Annotated in this window: 13 protein-coding genes and 1 pseudogene; 1 reads left to right on the plus strand and 13 read right to left on the minus strand. The window is 72.6% G+C overall.

Annotation, left to right across the window (positions count from 1 at the left end):
- Positions 1 to 71 precede the first annotated feature (71 nt).
- From metK to pyrR, 13 genes and pseudogenes are all read right to left on the minus strand, one after another.
- Positions 72 to 1280 carry a methionine adenosyltransferase gene (gene metK / locus LZF96_RS05715; RefSeq protein WP_233866360.1) on the minus strand — a complete coding sequence of 403 codons (1209 nt, stop codon included), beginning with the start codon at positions 1278 to 1280 and terminating at the stop codon, positions 72 to 74.
- A 101-nt stretch (positions 1281 to 1381) separates the two neighbouring features.
- Positions 1382 to 2704 (minus strand): phosphopantothenate--cysteine ligase family flavoprotein, encoded by a 1323-nt coding sequence (locus tag LZF96_RS05720; RefSeq protein WP_233866363.1) that lies wholly within the window; start codon positions 2702 to 2704, stop codon positions 1382 to 1384.
- A 164-nt stretch (positions 2705 to 2868) separates the two neighbouring features.
- Entirely contained in the window at positions 2869 to 3141 is a 273-nt protein-coding gene (rpoZ, locus tag LZF96_RS05725) for a DNA-directed RNA polymerase subunit omega (protein WP_233866366.1), read from the minus strand.
- A gap of 67 nt (positions 3142 to 3208) precedes the next feature.
- Positions 3209 to 3805: a guanylate kinase gene (gene gmk / locus LZF96_RS05730; protein ID WP_233866369.1), complete on the minus strand. Its 597-nt coding sequence runs from the start codon at positions 3803 to 3805 to the stop codon at positions 3209 to 3211.
- A 36-nt stretch (positions 3806 to 3841) separates the two neighbouring features.
- The gene (locus LZF96_RS05735) at positions 3842 to 4165 is read right to left on the minus strand and encodes an integration host factor, actinobacterial type (RefSeq protein ID WP_233866372.1); all 324 of its coding nucleotides are present in this window, start codon (positions 4163 to 4165) and stop codon (positions 3842 to 3844) included.
- A 370-nt stretch (positions 4166 to 4535) separates the two neighbouring features.
- A complete protein-coding gene (gene pyrF, locus LZF96_RS05740; RefSeq protein ID WP_267940532.1) occupies positions 4536 to 5381 on the minus strand; it encodes an orotidine-5'-phosphate decarboxylase in 846 nt (281 codons plus the stop codon).
- Positions 5382 to 5470: 89 nt separating this feature from the next.
- Entirely contained in the window at positions 5471 to 6553 is a 1083-nt protein-coding gene (locus LZF96_RS05745; RefSeq protein ID WP_233866611.1) for a quinone-dependent dihydroorotate dehydrogenase, read from the minus strand.
- 264 nt (positions 6554 to 6817) lie between these two features.
- Positions 6818 to 10126 (minus strand): carbamoyl-phosphate synthase large subunit, encoded by a 3309-nt coding sequence (gene carB / locus LZF96_RS05750; RefSeq protein WP_233866376.1) that lies wholly within the window; start codon positions 10124 to 10126, stop codon positions 6818 to 6820.
- Positions 10119 to 11294, minus strand: a complete 1176-nt coding sequence (gene carA / locus LZF96_RS05755) for a glutamine-hydrolyzing carbamoyl-phosphate synthase small subunit (RefSeq protein WP_233866379.1) — start codon at positions 11292 to 11294, stop codon at positions 10119 to 10121. Before carA ends, carB begins: the two co-directional genes overlap by 8 nt.
- 155 nt (positions 11295 to 11449) lie before the next feature.
- Positions 11450 to 11962: pseudogene (locus tag LZF96_RS05760) on the minus strand (hypothetical protein); the annotation flags it as partial.
- A 53-nt stretch (positions 11963 to 12015) separates the two neighbouring features.
- Complete coding sequence (locus LZF96_RS05765; protein WP_233866382.1) at positions 12016 to 13317, minus strand: dihydroorotase; 1302 nt, start codon at positions 13315 to 13317, stop codon at positions 12016 to 12018.
- Positions 13314 to 14342 (minus strand): aspartate carbamoyltransferase catalytic subunit, encoded by a 1029-nt coding sequence (locus tag LZF96_RS05770; protein ID WP_233866384.1) that lies wholly within the window; start codon positions 14340 to 14342, stop codon positions 13314 to 13316. The genes LZF96_RS05765 and LZF96_RS05770 overlap by 4 nt, the downstream gene beginning before the upstream one ends.
- Positions 14343 to 14463: 121 nt before the next feature.
- A complete protein-coding gene (gene pyrR, locus LZF96_RS05775) occupies positions 14464 to 15105 on the minus strand; it encodes a bifunctional pyr operon transcriptional regulator/uracil phosphoribosyltransferase PyrR (protein WP_233866386.1) in 642 nt (213 codons plus the stop codon).
- Between the two features lie 262 nt (positions 15106 to 15367).
- Here pyrR and LZF96_RS05780 point away from each other — a divergent pair, with 262 nt between their 5' ends.
- The gene (locus tag LZF96_RS05780) at positions 15368 to 15868 is read left to right on the plus strand and encodes a transcriptional regulator (protein WP_233866388.1); all 501 of its coding nucleotides are present in this window, start codon (positions 15368 to 15370) and stop codon (positions 15866 to 15868) included.
- Positions 15869 to 15905 lie beyond the last annotated feature (37 nt).

Genomic DNA, 15905 nt, shown 5'->3' on the forward strand with positions numbered 1-15905 from the left:
TCGGGCCCGGTGACGCGCCCGTGGCGGGGCGCGCCACCGGGCCCGATGGCGAGGGGAGGAGCCGGGAGGGCTCAGAGACCGGCGGCGGCGCGCAGGGCGTCGACGCGGGCGGTGGTCTCCCAGGTGAAGTCGGGCAGCGGACGGCCGAAGTGACCGTAGGCCGCGGTCTGCGCGTAGATGGGCCGCAGCAGGTCCAGGTCGCGGATGATGGCGGCCGGACGCAGGTCGAAGATCTCCTTGACGGCCCGCTCGATACGGGCCGGCTCCACCGCCTCGGTGCCGAAGGTCTCCACGAACAACCCCACCGGCTCGGCCTTGCCGATCGCGTAGGCGACCTGCACCTCACAACGCCGCGCCAGACCGGCGGCCACCACGTTCTTGGCGACCCAACGCATGGCGTAGGCGGCCGAGCGGTCCACCTTGGAGGGGTCCTTGCCGGAGAAGGCGCCGCCGCCGTGGCGGGCCATGCCACCGTAGGTGTCGATGATGATCTTGCGACCCGTCAGGCCGGCGTCGCCCATCGGGCCGCCGATCTCGAACCGTCCGGTGGGGTTGACCAGCAGACGGTAGTCGTCCACCGCCAACCCGATGCCCTGCCCCGCCAGGGCCGCCAGTTCCGGCTCGACCACGAACTCCTTGATGTCCGGGGTCAGCAGGGAATCCAGGTCGATGTCGGAGGCGTGCTGGGAGGAGACCACCACGGTGTCCAGGCGCACCGGCCGGTCACCGTCGTACTCGATGGTGACCTGGGTCTTACCGTCCGGACGCAGGTAGGGGATGGTCCCGTTGCGCCGCACATCGGTCAGTCGGCGCGACAGACGGTGCGCCAGCGTGATCGGCAGCGGCATCAACTCGGGGGTCTCGTCGCAGGCGTAACCGAACATCAGGCCCTGGTCGCCCGCGCCCTGCCGGTCCAACTCATCACCCTCGCCCTCGACCCGGGACTCGTAGGCGATGTCGACGCCCTGCGCGATGTCCGGGGACTGCGAGCCGATGGACACCGACACGCCGCACGAGGCGCCGTCGAAGCCCTTCTTGGAGGAGTCGTACCCGATTTCCAGGACGGTGTTGCGCACCAGGGTCGCGATGTCCGCGTACGCCTTGGTGGTCACCTCACCCGCCACGTGCACCAAACCGGTGGTGATCATCGTCTCGACGGCGACCCGTGAGGAGGGGTCCTCCTTCAGGAGTGCGTCGAGAATGGTGTCGCTGATCTGGTCGGCGATCTTGTCGGGATGACCCTCGGTCACGGACTCCGAGGTGAACAGACGACGGGACACATCGCTCCCTGGGTTTGCAGCGGCTGCTGACTGGGACGGGCGGAGCGGCCCGTGGGCGGGCGCGGCTCGCGGACAGTCTATCCGGCCGGCACCCGAACGGGTCACCCCCCGCCGGAGGTGGGCCGAATGTCTCGCTCCCCGGACCACCGACGGCCCACCGCGTCCCACACCCGGTGGGCGAGATCCTCCTTCGGGCCACGGGGGATCTCCTCCCGGGGGCCGCGGGCGTCCAGCAGGACCGCCTCGTTGTCCTCGGTGCCGAAGGCCACCCCCTCCCCCACCCGGTTGACGACCAGCAGGTCGCATCCCTTGCGGGCGAGTTTCGCCTCACCGTTGGCCAGGACGTCGTCGGTCTCGGCGGCGAATCCGACGACCACGCGCCGGGGGTCGGAGCGATCGGCCGCCAGTTCGGCCAGCACGTCGGGGTTGCGGACCAGCCGGATCGGTTCGGGGTCCTCGCCCTCCCGCTTCTTGATCTTTCCCGCGGCTCGGTGGGCGGGGCGGAAGTCCGCCACCGCGGCGGCCATGACCACGGCGTCGGCACCGGTGGCGGCGGCCAGCACGGCTTCGCGGAGTTCGGCGGTGGTCTCCACCGTGATCGTCTCCACCCCCTCGGGGTCCGGCAGTGAGGTGTTGGCGGCCACCAGGACGACCCGGGCGCCGCGGGCCGCGGCGGTGCGGGCGAGGGCGTACCCCTGTTTGCCGGAGGAGCGGTTGCCGAGGAAACGGACGGGGTCCAGCGGTTCGCGGGTGCCACCGGCGCTGACCACGACGCGGCGCCCCGCGAGGTCGTCGGACCGGTCGGCGGGGCGCGCGGACACGACGGCGGGTTCCCCGGGTTCGGTCGGGCCGCCGGGCACGTCGGGGAGGGAGGTGTCCCCCTCCGCCCGGGTCAGCGCCGCCCGGCACTCCGCGAAGAGGTCGGCCGGGTCGGGGAGCCGACCGCGCCCGGTGTCGGCACCGGTCAACCGGCCGACGGCGGGCTCCACCACCGTTACGCCGCGCCGGCGCAGGGTGGCGACGTTCTCCCGGGTGGCGGGGTGTTCCCACATCTCGGTGTGCATGGCGGGGGCGAGCACCACCGGGCAGCGGGCGGTGAGGAGGGTGTTGGTGAGCAGGTCGTTCGCCAGGCCGTGGGCGGCGCGGGCCATCAGGTCGGCGGTGGCGGGGGCGACGACGACCAGGTCGGCCCGTTGTCCCAGGCGCACGTGGGGCACCTCGTGGACATCCACCCAGACCTCGTCGGCCACCGGCCGACCGGAGAGGGCTGCCCAGGTGGGGGCGCCGACGAAGCGCAGCGCGGAGGCGGTGGGCACGACGGTGACCGCGTGGCCGGACTCGGTGAGGCGTCGCAACAGCTCGCACGCCTTGTAGGCGGCGATACCGCCGCTCACCCCCAGGACCACCTCGGGTCTGCGCGTCATCGTCCGCCGCCTCTCGCCGTCGTCTCAATCCAGCCCCGCCATCCTGCCCCGGGGGAGGCCGTCGGGTTCGGCCGGGCCCCGGACACACCGACGGGCCCGTCGCCGCGTCGGGGACGCGGGTCGGGCCCGTGGGATTCGGAGGGGTCGATCGGTCGAGGGGCCGATCAGTCGGCCGGGCCCTCCACGGCCTCGGAGGTGAGCAGGCCGGCGTTGATCTCGCGCAGGGAGATCGACAGCGGCTTCTCGTGGACGTGGGTGTCGACCAGGGGGCCGACGTACTCCAGCAGGCCCTCACCGAGCTGCGAGTAGTACGCGTTGATCTGCCGGGCGCGCTTGGCTGCGTAGATCACCAGGCTGTACTTCGAGTCGGTGGCCTCGAGCAGCTCATCAATCGGCGGATTGATGATGCCCTCGGGAGTGGTGATGGGAGAGGACACGCTCTGCCTTCCGGAAGACGGGAACGAAGATGGTGACCGGGACGGACGCGCGGGGCGCGCACGGGGGTCAGGATTTGCTGACCAAGGCTAGCAGCTCGGCCGATACGTGCTCGACCGACGTGTTGGTCAGGGTGGTGTCGAACTCCGGCTCGGCGGCCAGCTCGACCCGGGCCGCCGCCAACCTGCGCTCGATGACCTCGGGGGGCTCGGTGCCGCGGCCGGTGAGCCGGCGGACCAGTTCCTCCCAGGAGGGGGGCGCCAGGAAGACCAGCCGGGCGTCGGGCATGGCCTCCCGCACCTGCCGTGCCCCCTGGAGGTCGATCTCCAGGAGGACGGGCTCACCGCGCTCGAGCCGTTGGAGCACGGGCCCGCGCGGCGTGCCGTACCGGTTGCCGGCGAACTCGGCCCATTCGAGCAGCTCACCGTTGGCGACGAGCTTGTCGAACGCGGCGTCGTCCACGAAGAAGTACTGCACACCCTCGCGCTCGCCGGGACGCGGCGCACGGGTGGTGGCCGAGACCGAGAGCCAGAGTTCGGGGTGGGCACGGCGCAGATGCGCGACGACCGTGCTCTTACCGACCCCCGAGGGGCCGGAGAGCACGGTCAGTCGCGGACGGCCGACCGGGGTCGCGGGGGTCTCGCCCCGGGGCGCAGCAGCTTCCATGCGGCGATTATCCCGGTTCCCCGCGACACGGTGAAATCAGGCCTGGTTGACGCCGAACTCGCGCTCCAGCGAGGCGATCTGGTTGGAGCCCAGGCCGCGGACGCGGCGGCTCTCGGAGATGCCGAGCCGCTCCATGATCTGCTTGGCGCGGACCTTGCCCACGCCCGGCATCGACTCCAGGAGTGCGGAGACCTTCATCTTGCCGATGACCTCGTTCTCCTGGCCCTGCTTGATGACCTCCTGCAGGGATGCGCCGGAGTGCTTGAGGCGGTTCTTGACCTCGGCGCGCTCCCGGCGAGCCGCGGCGGCCTTCTGGAGCGCGGCTGCGCGCTGTTCAGGGGTAAGGGGCGGAAGAGCCACGCCTGCGTCACCTCGGGTATCGGAACTGTCGGATACGGAAGCGGTGGGGGCCGACGGCCCCGCACCGGCGGGGCGATGGGCCTCGCCCGGCATCCCCGCTCTGCTCGGAGACTAGCGGCCCGAGGCGCCGGAGTCAGCGAGAACAGCCGAAAACTCCTGGTCAGCCTCCCGAAAAAGGGAAACAAAGCGACATTTCACCCCTCCGGCGGGGAGTTTCTTTACCGACTCCTTGCCGGGACCCCGCACCGGAATCCGGCATTCCGCCGACTTCCGGACTCTTGCGGCGTGTCGCCCGGGGCTCCCGCGCCGGCTCCCCGACCCCCGGGAACGGAATACCCCGGGGTGACCCCGGGGTTCCGACCCGCCGGACTCAGGGGGTCGCGCCGTCCAGACCCGCCCGCACCTCCCCCGTCCAGCGGTCGGCGGCGGCCCGCAGCGCCGCGATGTCCGGACCGGCCCCCAGCACTCCCCGACCGACCGTGGGGACCACCTGCCGCAGGGCGGCACCGAACACGCGCGGCAGATCGGCCGCGCGGGCGCCCTGGGCGCCGAGCCCGGGGGCCAGCAGGGGGCCGTTGACCGCCGTCAGCGCGCGCTCCGAGACCGCGGCCGCGGTCTCGCCCAGCGGGGGCAGGGTGGCCCCCACCACCGCGCCCAGGCTGCCCAGGGGCTCGGCACCGGCGTTCCGGGTCGCCAGGTGGTCCAGCACCGTCTCGGCCACCGTCCGTCCGTCCGCCGCCACGGCGCGCTGGACCTCGGCCCCCTCCGGGTTCGAGGTCAGCGCCAGGACGAACAGGCCCCGCCCGTGCTCGCGGGCCAGTTCGACGGCGGGCGCCAGGGAGCCGAACCCCAGGTAGGGGCTGACGGTCAGGGCGTCCGAGGAAAGGGGCGCGTCGGGCGTCAGGAAGCTCTCCGCGTAGGCGGCCATGGTGGAGCCGATGTCCCCGCGCTTGGCATCCGTGATCACCAGCGCGCCCGCGGCCCGGGCGTCGGCCACGGCCCGTTCCAGCACCGCCAGGCCCCGGGAGCCGAAGCGCTCGAAGAAGGCGACCTGCGGCTTGAGCGCCGCCACCCGGTCGGCGAGTGCCTCCACCACCGTACGGGTGAAGCGCTCCAGGCCCGTGAGGTCGTCCGACAGGCCCCATTCGGCCAGCAGGGAGGCGTGCGGGTCGATGCCCACGCACAGCGGATCCCGGACCTCCATGGCGCGGTGCAGGCGGGCACCGAACGACTCCGGGGCGGACGGCCCCGTCGGTGCGGTCGGGTCGGTGCCCGGGCTGCCCGGGGATCGCGGTGCGGCGTCGGTCACGGGGTGTCCACCTTCCGGTGTTCGGCGCCGACCGCGTCGGCGAGACTTCGATGGGGACTCGCGGCCAGCAGACGGGCCAGGCCGCGATGGATCCCACGCGGCCACGCGGGACCGCGGTAGACGAAGGCGCTGTATCCCTGGACCAGGGAGGCACCGGCGAGGATCCGCTCCCAGACGTCCCCGGCGGTCTCCACGCCACCGGCGGAGACCAGGACGAGACGGTCGCCGACCCGCCGGTGCAACCGGCGCAGGACGGCGAGGGAGCGCTCGCGCAGCGGCGCGCCGGACAGACCTCCCCCGCCCGCCGCCTCCACCGTCGCCGGGTCGGTGACCAGGTCCCGGCGCCCGACGGTGGTGTTGGTGGCGATGATGCCGTCCAGACCGAGTTCCACCGCGAGGTCCGCGACTGCGTCGATGTCCTCGTCGGAGAGGTCGGGGGCGATCTTGACCAACAGCGGGACGCGCCGCCCCGCGGACGCGGTCGCCCGGTCGGCGGACTCGCGGACCGCGGCCAACAGGGGGCGCAGCCGCTCCACGGACTGCAGGTCCCGCAGGCCGGGGGTGTTGGGCGAGCTGACGTTGACGACCAGGTAGTCGGCGTGCGGGGCGAGCCGGTCGGCGGAGAGCACGTAGTCGGCGACCGCCTCCTCCTCGGGCACCGCCTTGGTCTTGCCGATGTTGACGCCCACCGGCACCGGGAAGACCGGGCGGCGGCCGGACAGCCGGGCGGCGACGGCCGCCGAGCCGTCGTTGTTGAAGCCCATCCGGTTGATCAGGGCCCGGTCCTCCGGCAGGCGGAAGAGCCGGGGCCCGGGGTTCCCCGGCTGGGGCTCACCGGTGACGGTGCCGATCTCGACGGCGTCGAAGCCGAGCATGGCCAGGCCGTCGATCCCCTCGGCGTTCTTGTCGAAGCCGGCCGCGAGGACGAAGGGACCCGGCAGGTCGAGGCCGAGCACCCGGGTGCGCAGCGACGGGTCGCGGCGGGCCAGGACGCCGGCCACCGCGTCGCGCACGCCCGGCACCCGGGCCGTGGCGCGGATGGCGCCGAAGGCCAGGTGGTGGGCGCGCTCGGGATCCATACGGCGGAAGGCGAGGCGGAACAACAGCCGGTAGGCGGGGTGGGACACGGGGGACGACCTCCGTCGGGGGCTCGCCGGTGGGCGGGCCCGGTGCGGTGCCGAGGCCCGTCGACGGTCGGGACCCGACCGGGGGACGGGCGTTCGGGGCGTGCTCGGATGGGGGTGGGGCGGCGTTCCCGCCGCCCCGGACACGGACACGGACACGGACACGGGTGCGGGCCCGTCCCGGACGGGTCGTCCGGGACGGGCCGGGAGGCGCGCGCGTCAGTCGCGCGGGGCGCGCAACCGCTCGGCGTGCTCCTGGAGCGAGCCGACCCCGACCTCGCCGCTGTTGAGCGCGCCGATGCCCTGCACCGCGGCGGCCAGGGCCTGCACGGTGGTCAGGCAGGGCACCGAGCGGGCGACGGCGGCGGTGCGGATGTCCCAGCCGTCCAGGCGGCCACCGGTGCCGTAGGGGGTGTTGACGATCAGGTCGACCTCACCATCGTGGATGAGTTGCACGATGGTCCTCTCCCCGTTCGGCCCCTCGCCCTCGCTCTGCTTGCGCACCACGCCGGCGGGGATGCCGTTGCGTCGCAACACCTCGGCGGTGCCGGAGGTGGCCAGTAGTTCGAAGCCCATGGCGGCCAGTTCCCGGGCGGGGAAGATCACGGCGCGCTTGTCCCGGTTGGCCACCGAGACGAAGGCCCGTCCGCCGGTGGGCAGGGCGCCGTAGGCGCCGGCCTGGGACTTGGCGTAGGCGGTGCCGAAAACGGCGTCGATGCCCATCACCTCACCGGTGGAGCGCATCTCCGGCCCCAGGACGGTGTCCACACCGCGGCCGTGCACGTCCCGGAAGCGGGACCAGGGCATGACCGCCTCCTTGACCGAGATCGGCGCGTCCAGCGGCAGGGTGCCGCCGTCGCCCTCGGCCGGGAGCAGGCCCTCGGCCCGCAGTTCGGCGACGGTGGCGCCCAGCGAGATGCGGGCCGCCGCCTTGGCCAGGGGCACGCCGGTCGCCTTGGAGGTGAAGGGAACCGTCCGCGAGGCCCGGGGGTTGGCCTCCAGGACGTAGAGGATGTCCCCGACCAGGGCGAACTGGATGTTGATCAGTCCGCGCACGCCGACCCCGGCCGCGATGGCCGTGGTCGAGGCCCGCAGTCGCTTGATGTCGTGGCCGCCCAGGGTGATGGGGGGCAGGGCGCAGGCCGAGTCGCCGGAGTGGATACCGGCCTCCTCGATGTGCTCCATCACGCCGCCCAGGTACAGCTCCTCACCGTCGTACAGGGCGTCGACGTCGATCTCGATGGCGTCGTCGAGGAAGCGGTCGATCAGCACGGGGTGCTCGGCGATCAGTCCGGCGTGCCGGCGCAGGTACTCCGCCAGGGAGACCTCGTCGTAGACGATCTGCATGCCGCGCCCGCCCAGCACGTAGCTGGGCCGCACCATCACCGGGTAGCCGATGCCGGCGGCGATCGCGGCGGCCTCCTCGAAGGAGAAGGCGGTGCCGTACTTGGGCGCGGGCAGGCCGGCCTCGGCGAGGACCCGGCCGAAGGCGCCCCGGTCCTCGGCTGCGTGGATCGCCTCCGGCGGGGTGCCGACGATGGGCACGCCGTTGTCCTTGAGCGCCTGGGCAAGACCCAGCGGGGTCTGGCCGCCGAGCTGGACGATGACCCCGGCGACGGGGCCCGCCAGCCGCTCCGCGTACACGACCTCCAGGACGTCCTCCAGGGTGAGCGGCTCGAAGTACAGCCGGTCGGAGGTGTCGTAGTCGGTGGACACGGTCTCGGGGTTGCAGTTGACCATCACGGTCTCGTAGCCGACCTCGCCCAGTGCGAAGGAGGCGTGGACGCAGGAGTAGTCGAACTCGATGCCCTGCCCGATGCGGTTGGGACCCGAGCCCAGGATGATCACCGCGGGCTTCTCCCGGGGCGCGACCTCGGTCTCCTCGTCGTAGGAGGAGTAGAAGTACGGCGTGCGGGCGGCGAACTCGGCGGCACAGGTGTCGACGGTCTTGTACACCGGGCGCAGCCCCAGCGCGTGGCGCACCTCGCGCACCACGTCCTCGCGCAGCCCGCGCAGTTCGCCGATCTGCAGGTCCGAGAAGCCGTGCCGCTTGGCGTGACGCAGCAGGTCGACGTCGAGTCGGGGGGCGTCGGCGATCTCCACGGCGATCTCGTGGATCAGGAAGAGCTGGTCCACGAACCAGGGGTCGATCTTCGTGGCCTCGAAGACCTGCTCGGGTGTGGCACCGGCGCGGATGGCGCGCATGACGGTCGACAGTCGGCCGTCGGTGGGCCGACCGGAGAGCGCCAGCAGTTCGTCGCGGTCGCCGGGGTCGCCGACGAAGGAGAACTGCGAGTCCTTCTTCTCCAGGGAGCGCAGCGCCTTGTTGAGGGCCTCGGTGAAGTTCCGGCCGATGGCCATGGCCTCGCCGACCGATTTCATGGTGGTGGTCAGGCCGGCGTCGGCGGCCGGGAACTTCTCGAACGCGAACCTCGGCACCTTGACCACGACGTAGTCGAGGGTCGGCTCGAAGGAGGCCGGGGTCTTCTCGGTGATGTCGTTCGGAATCTCGTCCAGGGTGTAGCCGATGGCCAACTTGGCTGCGATCTTCGCGATCGGGAAACCGGTGGCCTTGGAGGCGAGTGCCGAGGAGCGGGAGACCCGGGGGTTCATCTCGATGACGACGACCCGACCGTCCTCGGGGTCGACGGCGAACTGGATGTTGCAACCACCGGTGTCCACGCCGACCTCGCGGATGATCGCGATGCCCATGTCGCGCAGGATCTGGTACTCGCGGTCGGTCAGCGTCATCGCGGGGGCGACGGTGATGGAGTCACCCGTGTGCACCCCCATCGGGTCGAGGTTCTCGATGGAGCAGACGACCACGACGTTGTCCTGCTTGTCGCGCATCAGCTCCAGCTCGTACTCCTTCCACCCGAGGATGGACTCCTCCAGGAGCACCTCGGTGGTCGGGGACAGCGTCAGCCCCTGGCCGGCGATGCGGCGCAGTTCCTCCTCGTCGTGGGCGAATCCGGAGCCGGCGCCGCCCATGGTGAAGGAGGGCCGCACCACCACGGGGTAGCCGCCGAGGGTCTCCACCCCGGCGAGGACGTCCTCCATGGAGTGGCAGATCACCGAGCGGGCGGACTCGCCGTGCCCGATCTTCCGCCGGACCGCCTCGACGACCTCCTTGAACAGGTCGCGGTCCTCGGCCTTGTGGATCGCCTCGACGCTGGCACCGATCAGCTCGACGCCGTACTCCTTGAGGGTCCCGGCGTCGTGCAGGGCGATGGCGGCGTTCAGGGCGGTCTGGCCGCCGAGGGTGGGCAGCAGCGCGTCCGGCCGCTCCTTGGCGATGATCTTCTCGACGTACTCGGCGGTGATCGGCTCGACGTAGGTGGCGTCGGCGATCTCCGGATCGGTCATGATCGTGGCCGGGTTGGAGTTGACCAGGATGACCCGCAGGCCCTCCGCCTTGAGCACCCGGCACGCCTGGGTGCCGGAGTAGTCGAATTCCGCCGCCTGCCCGATGACGATCGGGCCCGAGCCGATGACCAGGACGGATCGGATGTCGGTGCGCTTAGGCACGCTGGGCCTCCATCAGAGAAACGAAGCGGTCGAAGAGGTGGGCGGCGTCGTGCGGACCGGCCGCCGCCTCGGGGTGGTACTGGACGCTGAAGGCCGGGCGGTCGAGCAGCCGCAGCCCTTCCACCACGTCGTCGTTCAGGCAGATGTGGGAGACCTCGGCCCGGCCGAAGGGGGTGTCGGAGGGCTTGTCGAGGGGGGCGTCGACGGCGAAGCCGTGGTTGTGGGCGGTGACCTCCACCTTCCCCGTCGTACGGTCCTGCACCGGCTGGTTGATGCCCCGGTGCCCGTACTTCAGCTTGTAGGTCCCGAAACCCAGCGCGCGGCCCAGGATCTGGTTGCCGAAGCAGATCCCGAAGAGCGGGATGCGGCGCTCCAGTACCGCCCGCATCAGCTCCACCGGGTGGTCGGCGGCGGCCGGGTCGCCCGGGCCGTTGGAGAAGAACACGCCGTCCGGGCCGCCCGGCGCCACCGCCAGCAGTTGCTCCACCGAGGTGGTGGCCGGCAGCACGTGCACCTCGATGCCGCGCTCGGCCATCCGGCGGGGGGTCATGCCCTTGATGCCGAGGTCCACCGCGGCCACGGTGAACCGCTTCTCGCCGATGGCGGGTACCACGTAGGGCTCGGTGCAGGCCACCTCGGCGGAGAGGTCGGCGCCCTTCATCCGCGGGATCGCCCGCACCCGGTCGGCCAGTCGTTCCGGGTCGGCACCCTCCAGGGCGGGCCCCGAGAAGATGCCCACCCGCATGGCCCCGCGCTCGCGCAGGTGACGGGTGAGTGCCCGGGTGTCCACGCCGCTGATACCGACCACGTCCTGCGCGGTCAGTTCCTCGTCCAGGGAGCGGCGGGAGCGCCAGTTGGAGGAGCGGCGGGCGGGGTCGCGGACCACGAAGCCGGAGACCCAGATCCGGCCCGACTCCGGGTCCTCGTCGTTCACGCCGGTGTTGCCGATGTGGGGGGCGGTCATCACCACCACCTGCCGGTGGTAGGAGGGGTCGGTCAGCGTCTCCTGGTAGCCGGTCATGCCGGTGGAGAAGACCGCCTCGCCGAAGGTCTCGCCGACGGCACCCCAGGCGCGTCCGCGGAAGACGCGGCCGTCCTCCAGGACCAGCAGGGCCGGTCCGGACGCGGTGGTGGGGCTCTTTGTCGTGGAGGGGGCGGAGGTCGTCATCGTGCGCCTTCCTGGTCGTGCGGGCCGGTGGTGCCGGCGGGGGATTCGGAAGCGTCATCGGTACCGGGACTCGCCGCGGTGGCGGGGGACGGGGCGGGGACGGGGACCGGGGCCCCCGCGGGGGTCCGCGTCCCCTCGGCGGCCTCGGCGGCCGCGCGGTGGACCGCCTCCAACCACTCCCGGTGCTCCTCGGCGCGGTCGGAACGGAATCCGGAGTCCAGGACCCGCTCCCCGTGGCGCCAGGTGAGCACCAGCAGGCCGCCGTCGGTGAGCACCTTCCCGGCGATGCCCCGGTCCAGCCGGGCCCCGATCAGGCGGTCGGCGGGGACGAAGAAGTCCCGCGCGCCGGGGCGCACCACGCGCACCCCGTGATCGGTGAGGGTCAGCTCGGCCGTGCTGCGGGTGCCCAGCCCCCGGGTGACGATGCGGTCCAGCCACTGCTCGGTGGTGGTGGAGCCGAAATAGCGGCCCCGCAGCACCAGGCGGGCCGGTGCGTCCGGGGCCGGGTCGACGGGCAGCTCCGGCAGGTCGGAGTGGAAGGATCCCCGGCGGGCCCAGCCCCGGCCCATCAGCCAGTAGAGCAGGACCACGACCAGCAGCATCCCGATGGTCCAGGAGATGTATCCCGGCCAGTGGATCTCGGGGCGCTCCACTGCGAGCGCGACCACCGACGTGTCGGGCGCGGCGGGCGTGTCGGGCGCGGCGGGTGCGGAGAGGGTGATCACGCGGGCTCCCCCTCCACGACGGTGGCCCGACCGCGCAGGAAGGTGTACCGGACCCGGCCCGGCAGTTCCAGCCCTCGATACGGGGTGTTGCGGCTGCGCGAGGCGAAGGACCCGGGATCCACCACCGCCCGGTGGGTGGGGTCGAAGAGAACCAGGTTGGCGGGTTCTCCGGGGGCGACGGGCCGGCCGTGACCGGACAGCCGACCGATCTCCGCGGGACGGTGGGACATCCGTTCCGCGACCCCGGCCCAGTCCAGCAGGCCGGTGTCCACCATGGTGTGCTGAACCACCGACAGCGCGGTCTCCAGGCCCACCATGCCCATGGCCGCGGCGGGCCACTCGCAGTCCTTGTCCTCGTGCGGGTGGGGGGCGTGGTCGGTGGCCACGCAGTCGATGGTGCCGTCGGCCAGCGCCTCGCGCAGCGCGCGCACGTCCCGCTCGGTGCGCAGCGGCGGGTTGACCTTGTAGACCGGGTCGTAGGAGCGCACCAGTTCCTCGGTGAGCAGCAGGTGGTGCGGGGTCACCTCGGCGGTGACCCGCCATCCCTTGGACTTGGCCCAGCGCACGATCTCCACCGAACCGGCGGTGGACAGGTGGCAGATGTGCACCCGGGAGTCGACGTGCGCGGCGAGCAGCACGTCGCGGGCGATGATCGACTCCTCCGCGACGGCGGGCCAGCCGCCCAGGCCCAGCTCGGCGGAGACGGTCCCCTCGTTCATCTGGGCGCCCTCGGTGAGCCGCGGCTCCTGGGCGTGCTGGGCGATCACCCCGTCGAAGGCCTTCACGTACTCCAGCGCCCGCCGCATGATCACGGCGTCGTCCACGCACCTGCCGTCGTCGGAGAAGACCCGGACGCCGGCGGCTGACTCGTGCATCGCGCCCAGTTCGGCGAGCTGCTTGCCCTCCAGCCCCACGGTGACCGCGCCGATCGGCTGGACGTCGCAGTAGCCCGAGGAACGGCCCAGCCGCCACACCTGCTCCACCACGCCGGCGGTGTCGGCGACGGGGAAGGTGTTGGCCATCGCGTGGACGGCGGTGAAGCCGCCCCGGGCGGCCGCCCGGGTGCCGGTCAGGACGGTCTCGGAGTCCTCGCGGCCGGGTTCGCGAAGGTGGGTGTGGAGGTCGACGAGGCCGGGCAGCAGCACCGCGCCCTTCGCCTCGACGATCTCGGCGTCGGCGGTGTCCGGGCCGGCGAGGTCGGCCCCGACGGCGGCGATCGTCCCGTCCGTCAGGAGGACGTCGACGGGATCGGCGCCGAGTGGGCGGGCGCCGCGGATCAGGGTCTTGCCGGTGGTCACTGGTTCTCCTCGGGAAGGACGGGGGCGGTGGCAACGATGGGGGTTCCCCCGGTGGCGCCGGCGGCGGGCGCGTCGTCGCGAGTCGCGCCGCCCAGCAGCAGGTAGAGGACGGCCATCCGGATGCTGACGCCGTTGGTGACCTGTTCCACCGCGGTGCACCGGGGGGAGTCCGCGACCTCGGCGGTGATCTCCATGCCCCGGTTCATCGGCCCGGGGTGCATGACGACGGCGTGCTCCGGCATCCGGGCCATCCGGTCGCCGTGCAGACCGTAGCGGCGGGCGTACTCGCGCTCGGTGGGGAAGAACGCGGCGTTCATCCGCTCCCGCTGGACGCGCAGCATCATCACCGCGTCGCTCTTGGGCAGGACCGCGTCCAGGTCGTAGGAGACGGCGCAGGGCCATGCCTCGACCCCGACGGGGATGAGGGTGGGCGGTGCCACCAGGGTGACCTCGGCGCCCAGCGTGTGCAGCAGGCGCACCCCGGACCGGGCTACCCGGCTGTGCAGGATGTCACCGACGATGGTGACCCGGCGGCCGGCCAGGTCGGCGCCCGCCCCCCGGGTGCCGGTGCCCACCAGGCGGCGGCGCAGGGTGAAGGCGTCCAACAGCGCCTGGGTGGGGTGCTCGTGGGTGCCGTCCCCGGCGTTGACCACGCTGCCGCCCAACCAATCGGAACGGGCCAGGCGGTGCGGGGCCCCCGAGGCGTGGTGCCGGATGACCACCGCGTCGGCGCCCATCGCCTGGAGGGTGAGCGCGGTGTCCTTGAGCGACTCCCCCTTGGAGACCGAGGATCCCTTGGCGGAGAAGTTGATCACGTCGGCCGACAGCCGCTTGGCGGCGGCCTCGAAGGAGATGCGGGTCCGGGTGGAGTCCTCGAAGAAGAGGTTGACCACCGTCCGGCCGCGCAGGGTGGGCAACTTCTTGACGGGGCGGTCGGCGAGCCGGGCGAGTTCCTCGGCGGTGTCCAGGATCAGGACCGCGTCGTCGCGCGAGAGGTCGGCGGCCGAGACGAGATGGCGTTTCATCGCTTGCCTTCCGGGTCAGGCAGGTGGATCGGGTGGGCCGCGGGTGACGGCCGCGGGACGGGCCGGAGCGCCCGGTGGTGACCGGGACGCGCCGGGGCGCGGTGTCGCGCGTTCCCGCGGGTCAGGGTTCGCGCCGCCCGAGCAGGACGCCGTCGCGGCCGTCCTCCTCGGCGAGCCGGACGCGGACGGCCTCCCGCAGGGAGGTGGGCAGGTTCTTGCCCACGTAGTCGGCGCGGATCGGCAGTTCGCGGTGCCCCCGGTCGACGAGCACGGCGAGTTGGACGGCGCGCGGGCGGCCGAGATCTCCGAGGGCGTCCAGTGCGGCGCGCACGGTGCGCCCGGAGAACAGCACGTCGTCGACGAGCACGACCAGGCGGCCGTCGATGCCCTCGTCGGGGATCTCGGTGCGGGCGAGGGCGCGGGCGGGGCGCAGCCGCAGGTCGTCCCGGTACATGGTGATGTCCAGGGAGCCCACCGGCACGTCCGCGCCGGTGATGTCGCGCAGCCGCGTGCCGAGGCGACGGGCGAGGTGCACGCCACGGGTGGGGATGCCCAGCAGGACGACGTCCTCGGCGCCGCGGGCGCGCTCGACGATCTCGTGGGCGATGCGGGTGAGGACCCGGGCGATGTCGGGGGCCTCCAGGACCGGGCGGCCGGATTCGGCCCCACCCGGCGACGTCGGGGCGGCCGGCTTCCCGGCGGTCTCGGCGCCCCGGCTTCCGGGATCGGATGCGCGTTCGGAGGGTGTACCGGTGGTGTCCATACGAAACGGACCTCCTTCCCCGCCTCACGGGACGGGCTTTAAAGGACGTCTGGCCGACCGGTGATCGGAAACCGAACGTTCACGCAACACTCACGAGTGAGACGTTCAGCTGTACGATCCCGGTCCGCCCCGAGCATAGCAGGAAGGGTGGGGGCGCCCGCATCATCGCAGGTCGGGGGCGTTCGACGGCGCCCCGCTTGACGGCGGTTATCACGCTGCGTAATCTCACACTGAGTTACCACTACGCCGTCCGGGGAGTCCCATGTCGAGTGAATACGCCAAACAGCTCGGAGCCAAGCTCCGAGCGATCCGCACCCAGCAGGGCCTGTCCCTGCACGGAGTGGAGGAGAAGTCCCAGGGCCGTTGGAAAGCGGTCGTGGTCGGCTCCTACGAGCGCGGCGACCGTGCCGTCACCGTGCAGCGCCTGGCCGAACTGGCCGATTTCTACGGGGTCCCGGTCCAGGAGCTGCTGCCGGGCACGACGCCGGCCGGCGCCGCCGAGCCGCCGCCGAAGCTGGTCCTGGACCTGGAGCGGCTGACCCAGCTCCCGGCCGACAAGGGCGGCCCGCTGCAGCGCTACGCGGCGACGATCCAGAGCCAGCGCGGCGACTACAACGGCAAGGTCCTCTCGATCCGCCAGGACGACCTGCGGACCCTGGCCGTCATCTACGACCTCTCGCCCTCGGTGCTGACCGAGCAGCTGATCGGCTGGGGCGTGCTGGACGCGGACGCGCGGCGTGCCGTGCAGGCCGAGGAGAGCTGAGCGGTTCCCGGGTGAACCCGACCCGTTCCGGGAACCG

The organism is Streptomyces sp. ST2-7A, assembly GCF_021390475.1.
Lineage (GTDB): Bacteria > Actinomycetota > Actinomycetes > Streptomycetales > Streptomycetaceae > Streptomyces.

Bases quoted from the DNA above. Each gene is read 5' to 3' on its own strand.
- pyrR (WP_233866386.1), bottom strand. From the start codon at position 15,105: ATGGACACCACCGGTACACCCTCCGAACGCGCATCCGATCCCGGAAGC.
- LZF96_RS05780 (WP_233866388.1), top strand. From the start codon at position 15,368: ATGTCGAGTGAATACGCCAAACAGCTCGGAGCCAAGCTCCGAGCGATC.
- LZF96_RS05720 (WP_233866363.1), bottom strand. From the start codon at position 2,704: ATGACGCGCAGACCCGAGGTGGTCCTGGGGGTGAGCGGCGGTATCGCC.
- carA (WP_233866379.1), bottom strand. From the start codon at position 11,294: ATGACGACCTCCGCCCCCTCCACGACAAAGAGCCCCACCACCGCGTCC.
- gmk (WP_233866369.1), bottom strand. From the start codon at position 3,805: ATGGAAGCTGCTGCGCCCCGGGGCGAGACCCCCGCGACCCCGGTCGGC.
- LZF96_RS05770 (WP_233866384.1), bottom strand. From the start codon at position 14,342: ATGAAACGCCATCTCGTCTCGGCCGCCGACCTCTCGCGCGACGACGCG.
- LZF96_RS05745 (WP_233866611.1), bottom strand. From the start codon at position 6,553: ATGGATCCCGAGCGCGCCCACCACCTGGCCTTCGGCGCCATCCGCGCC.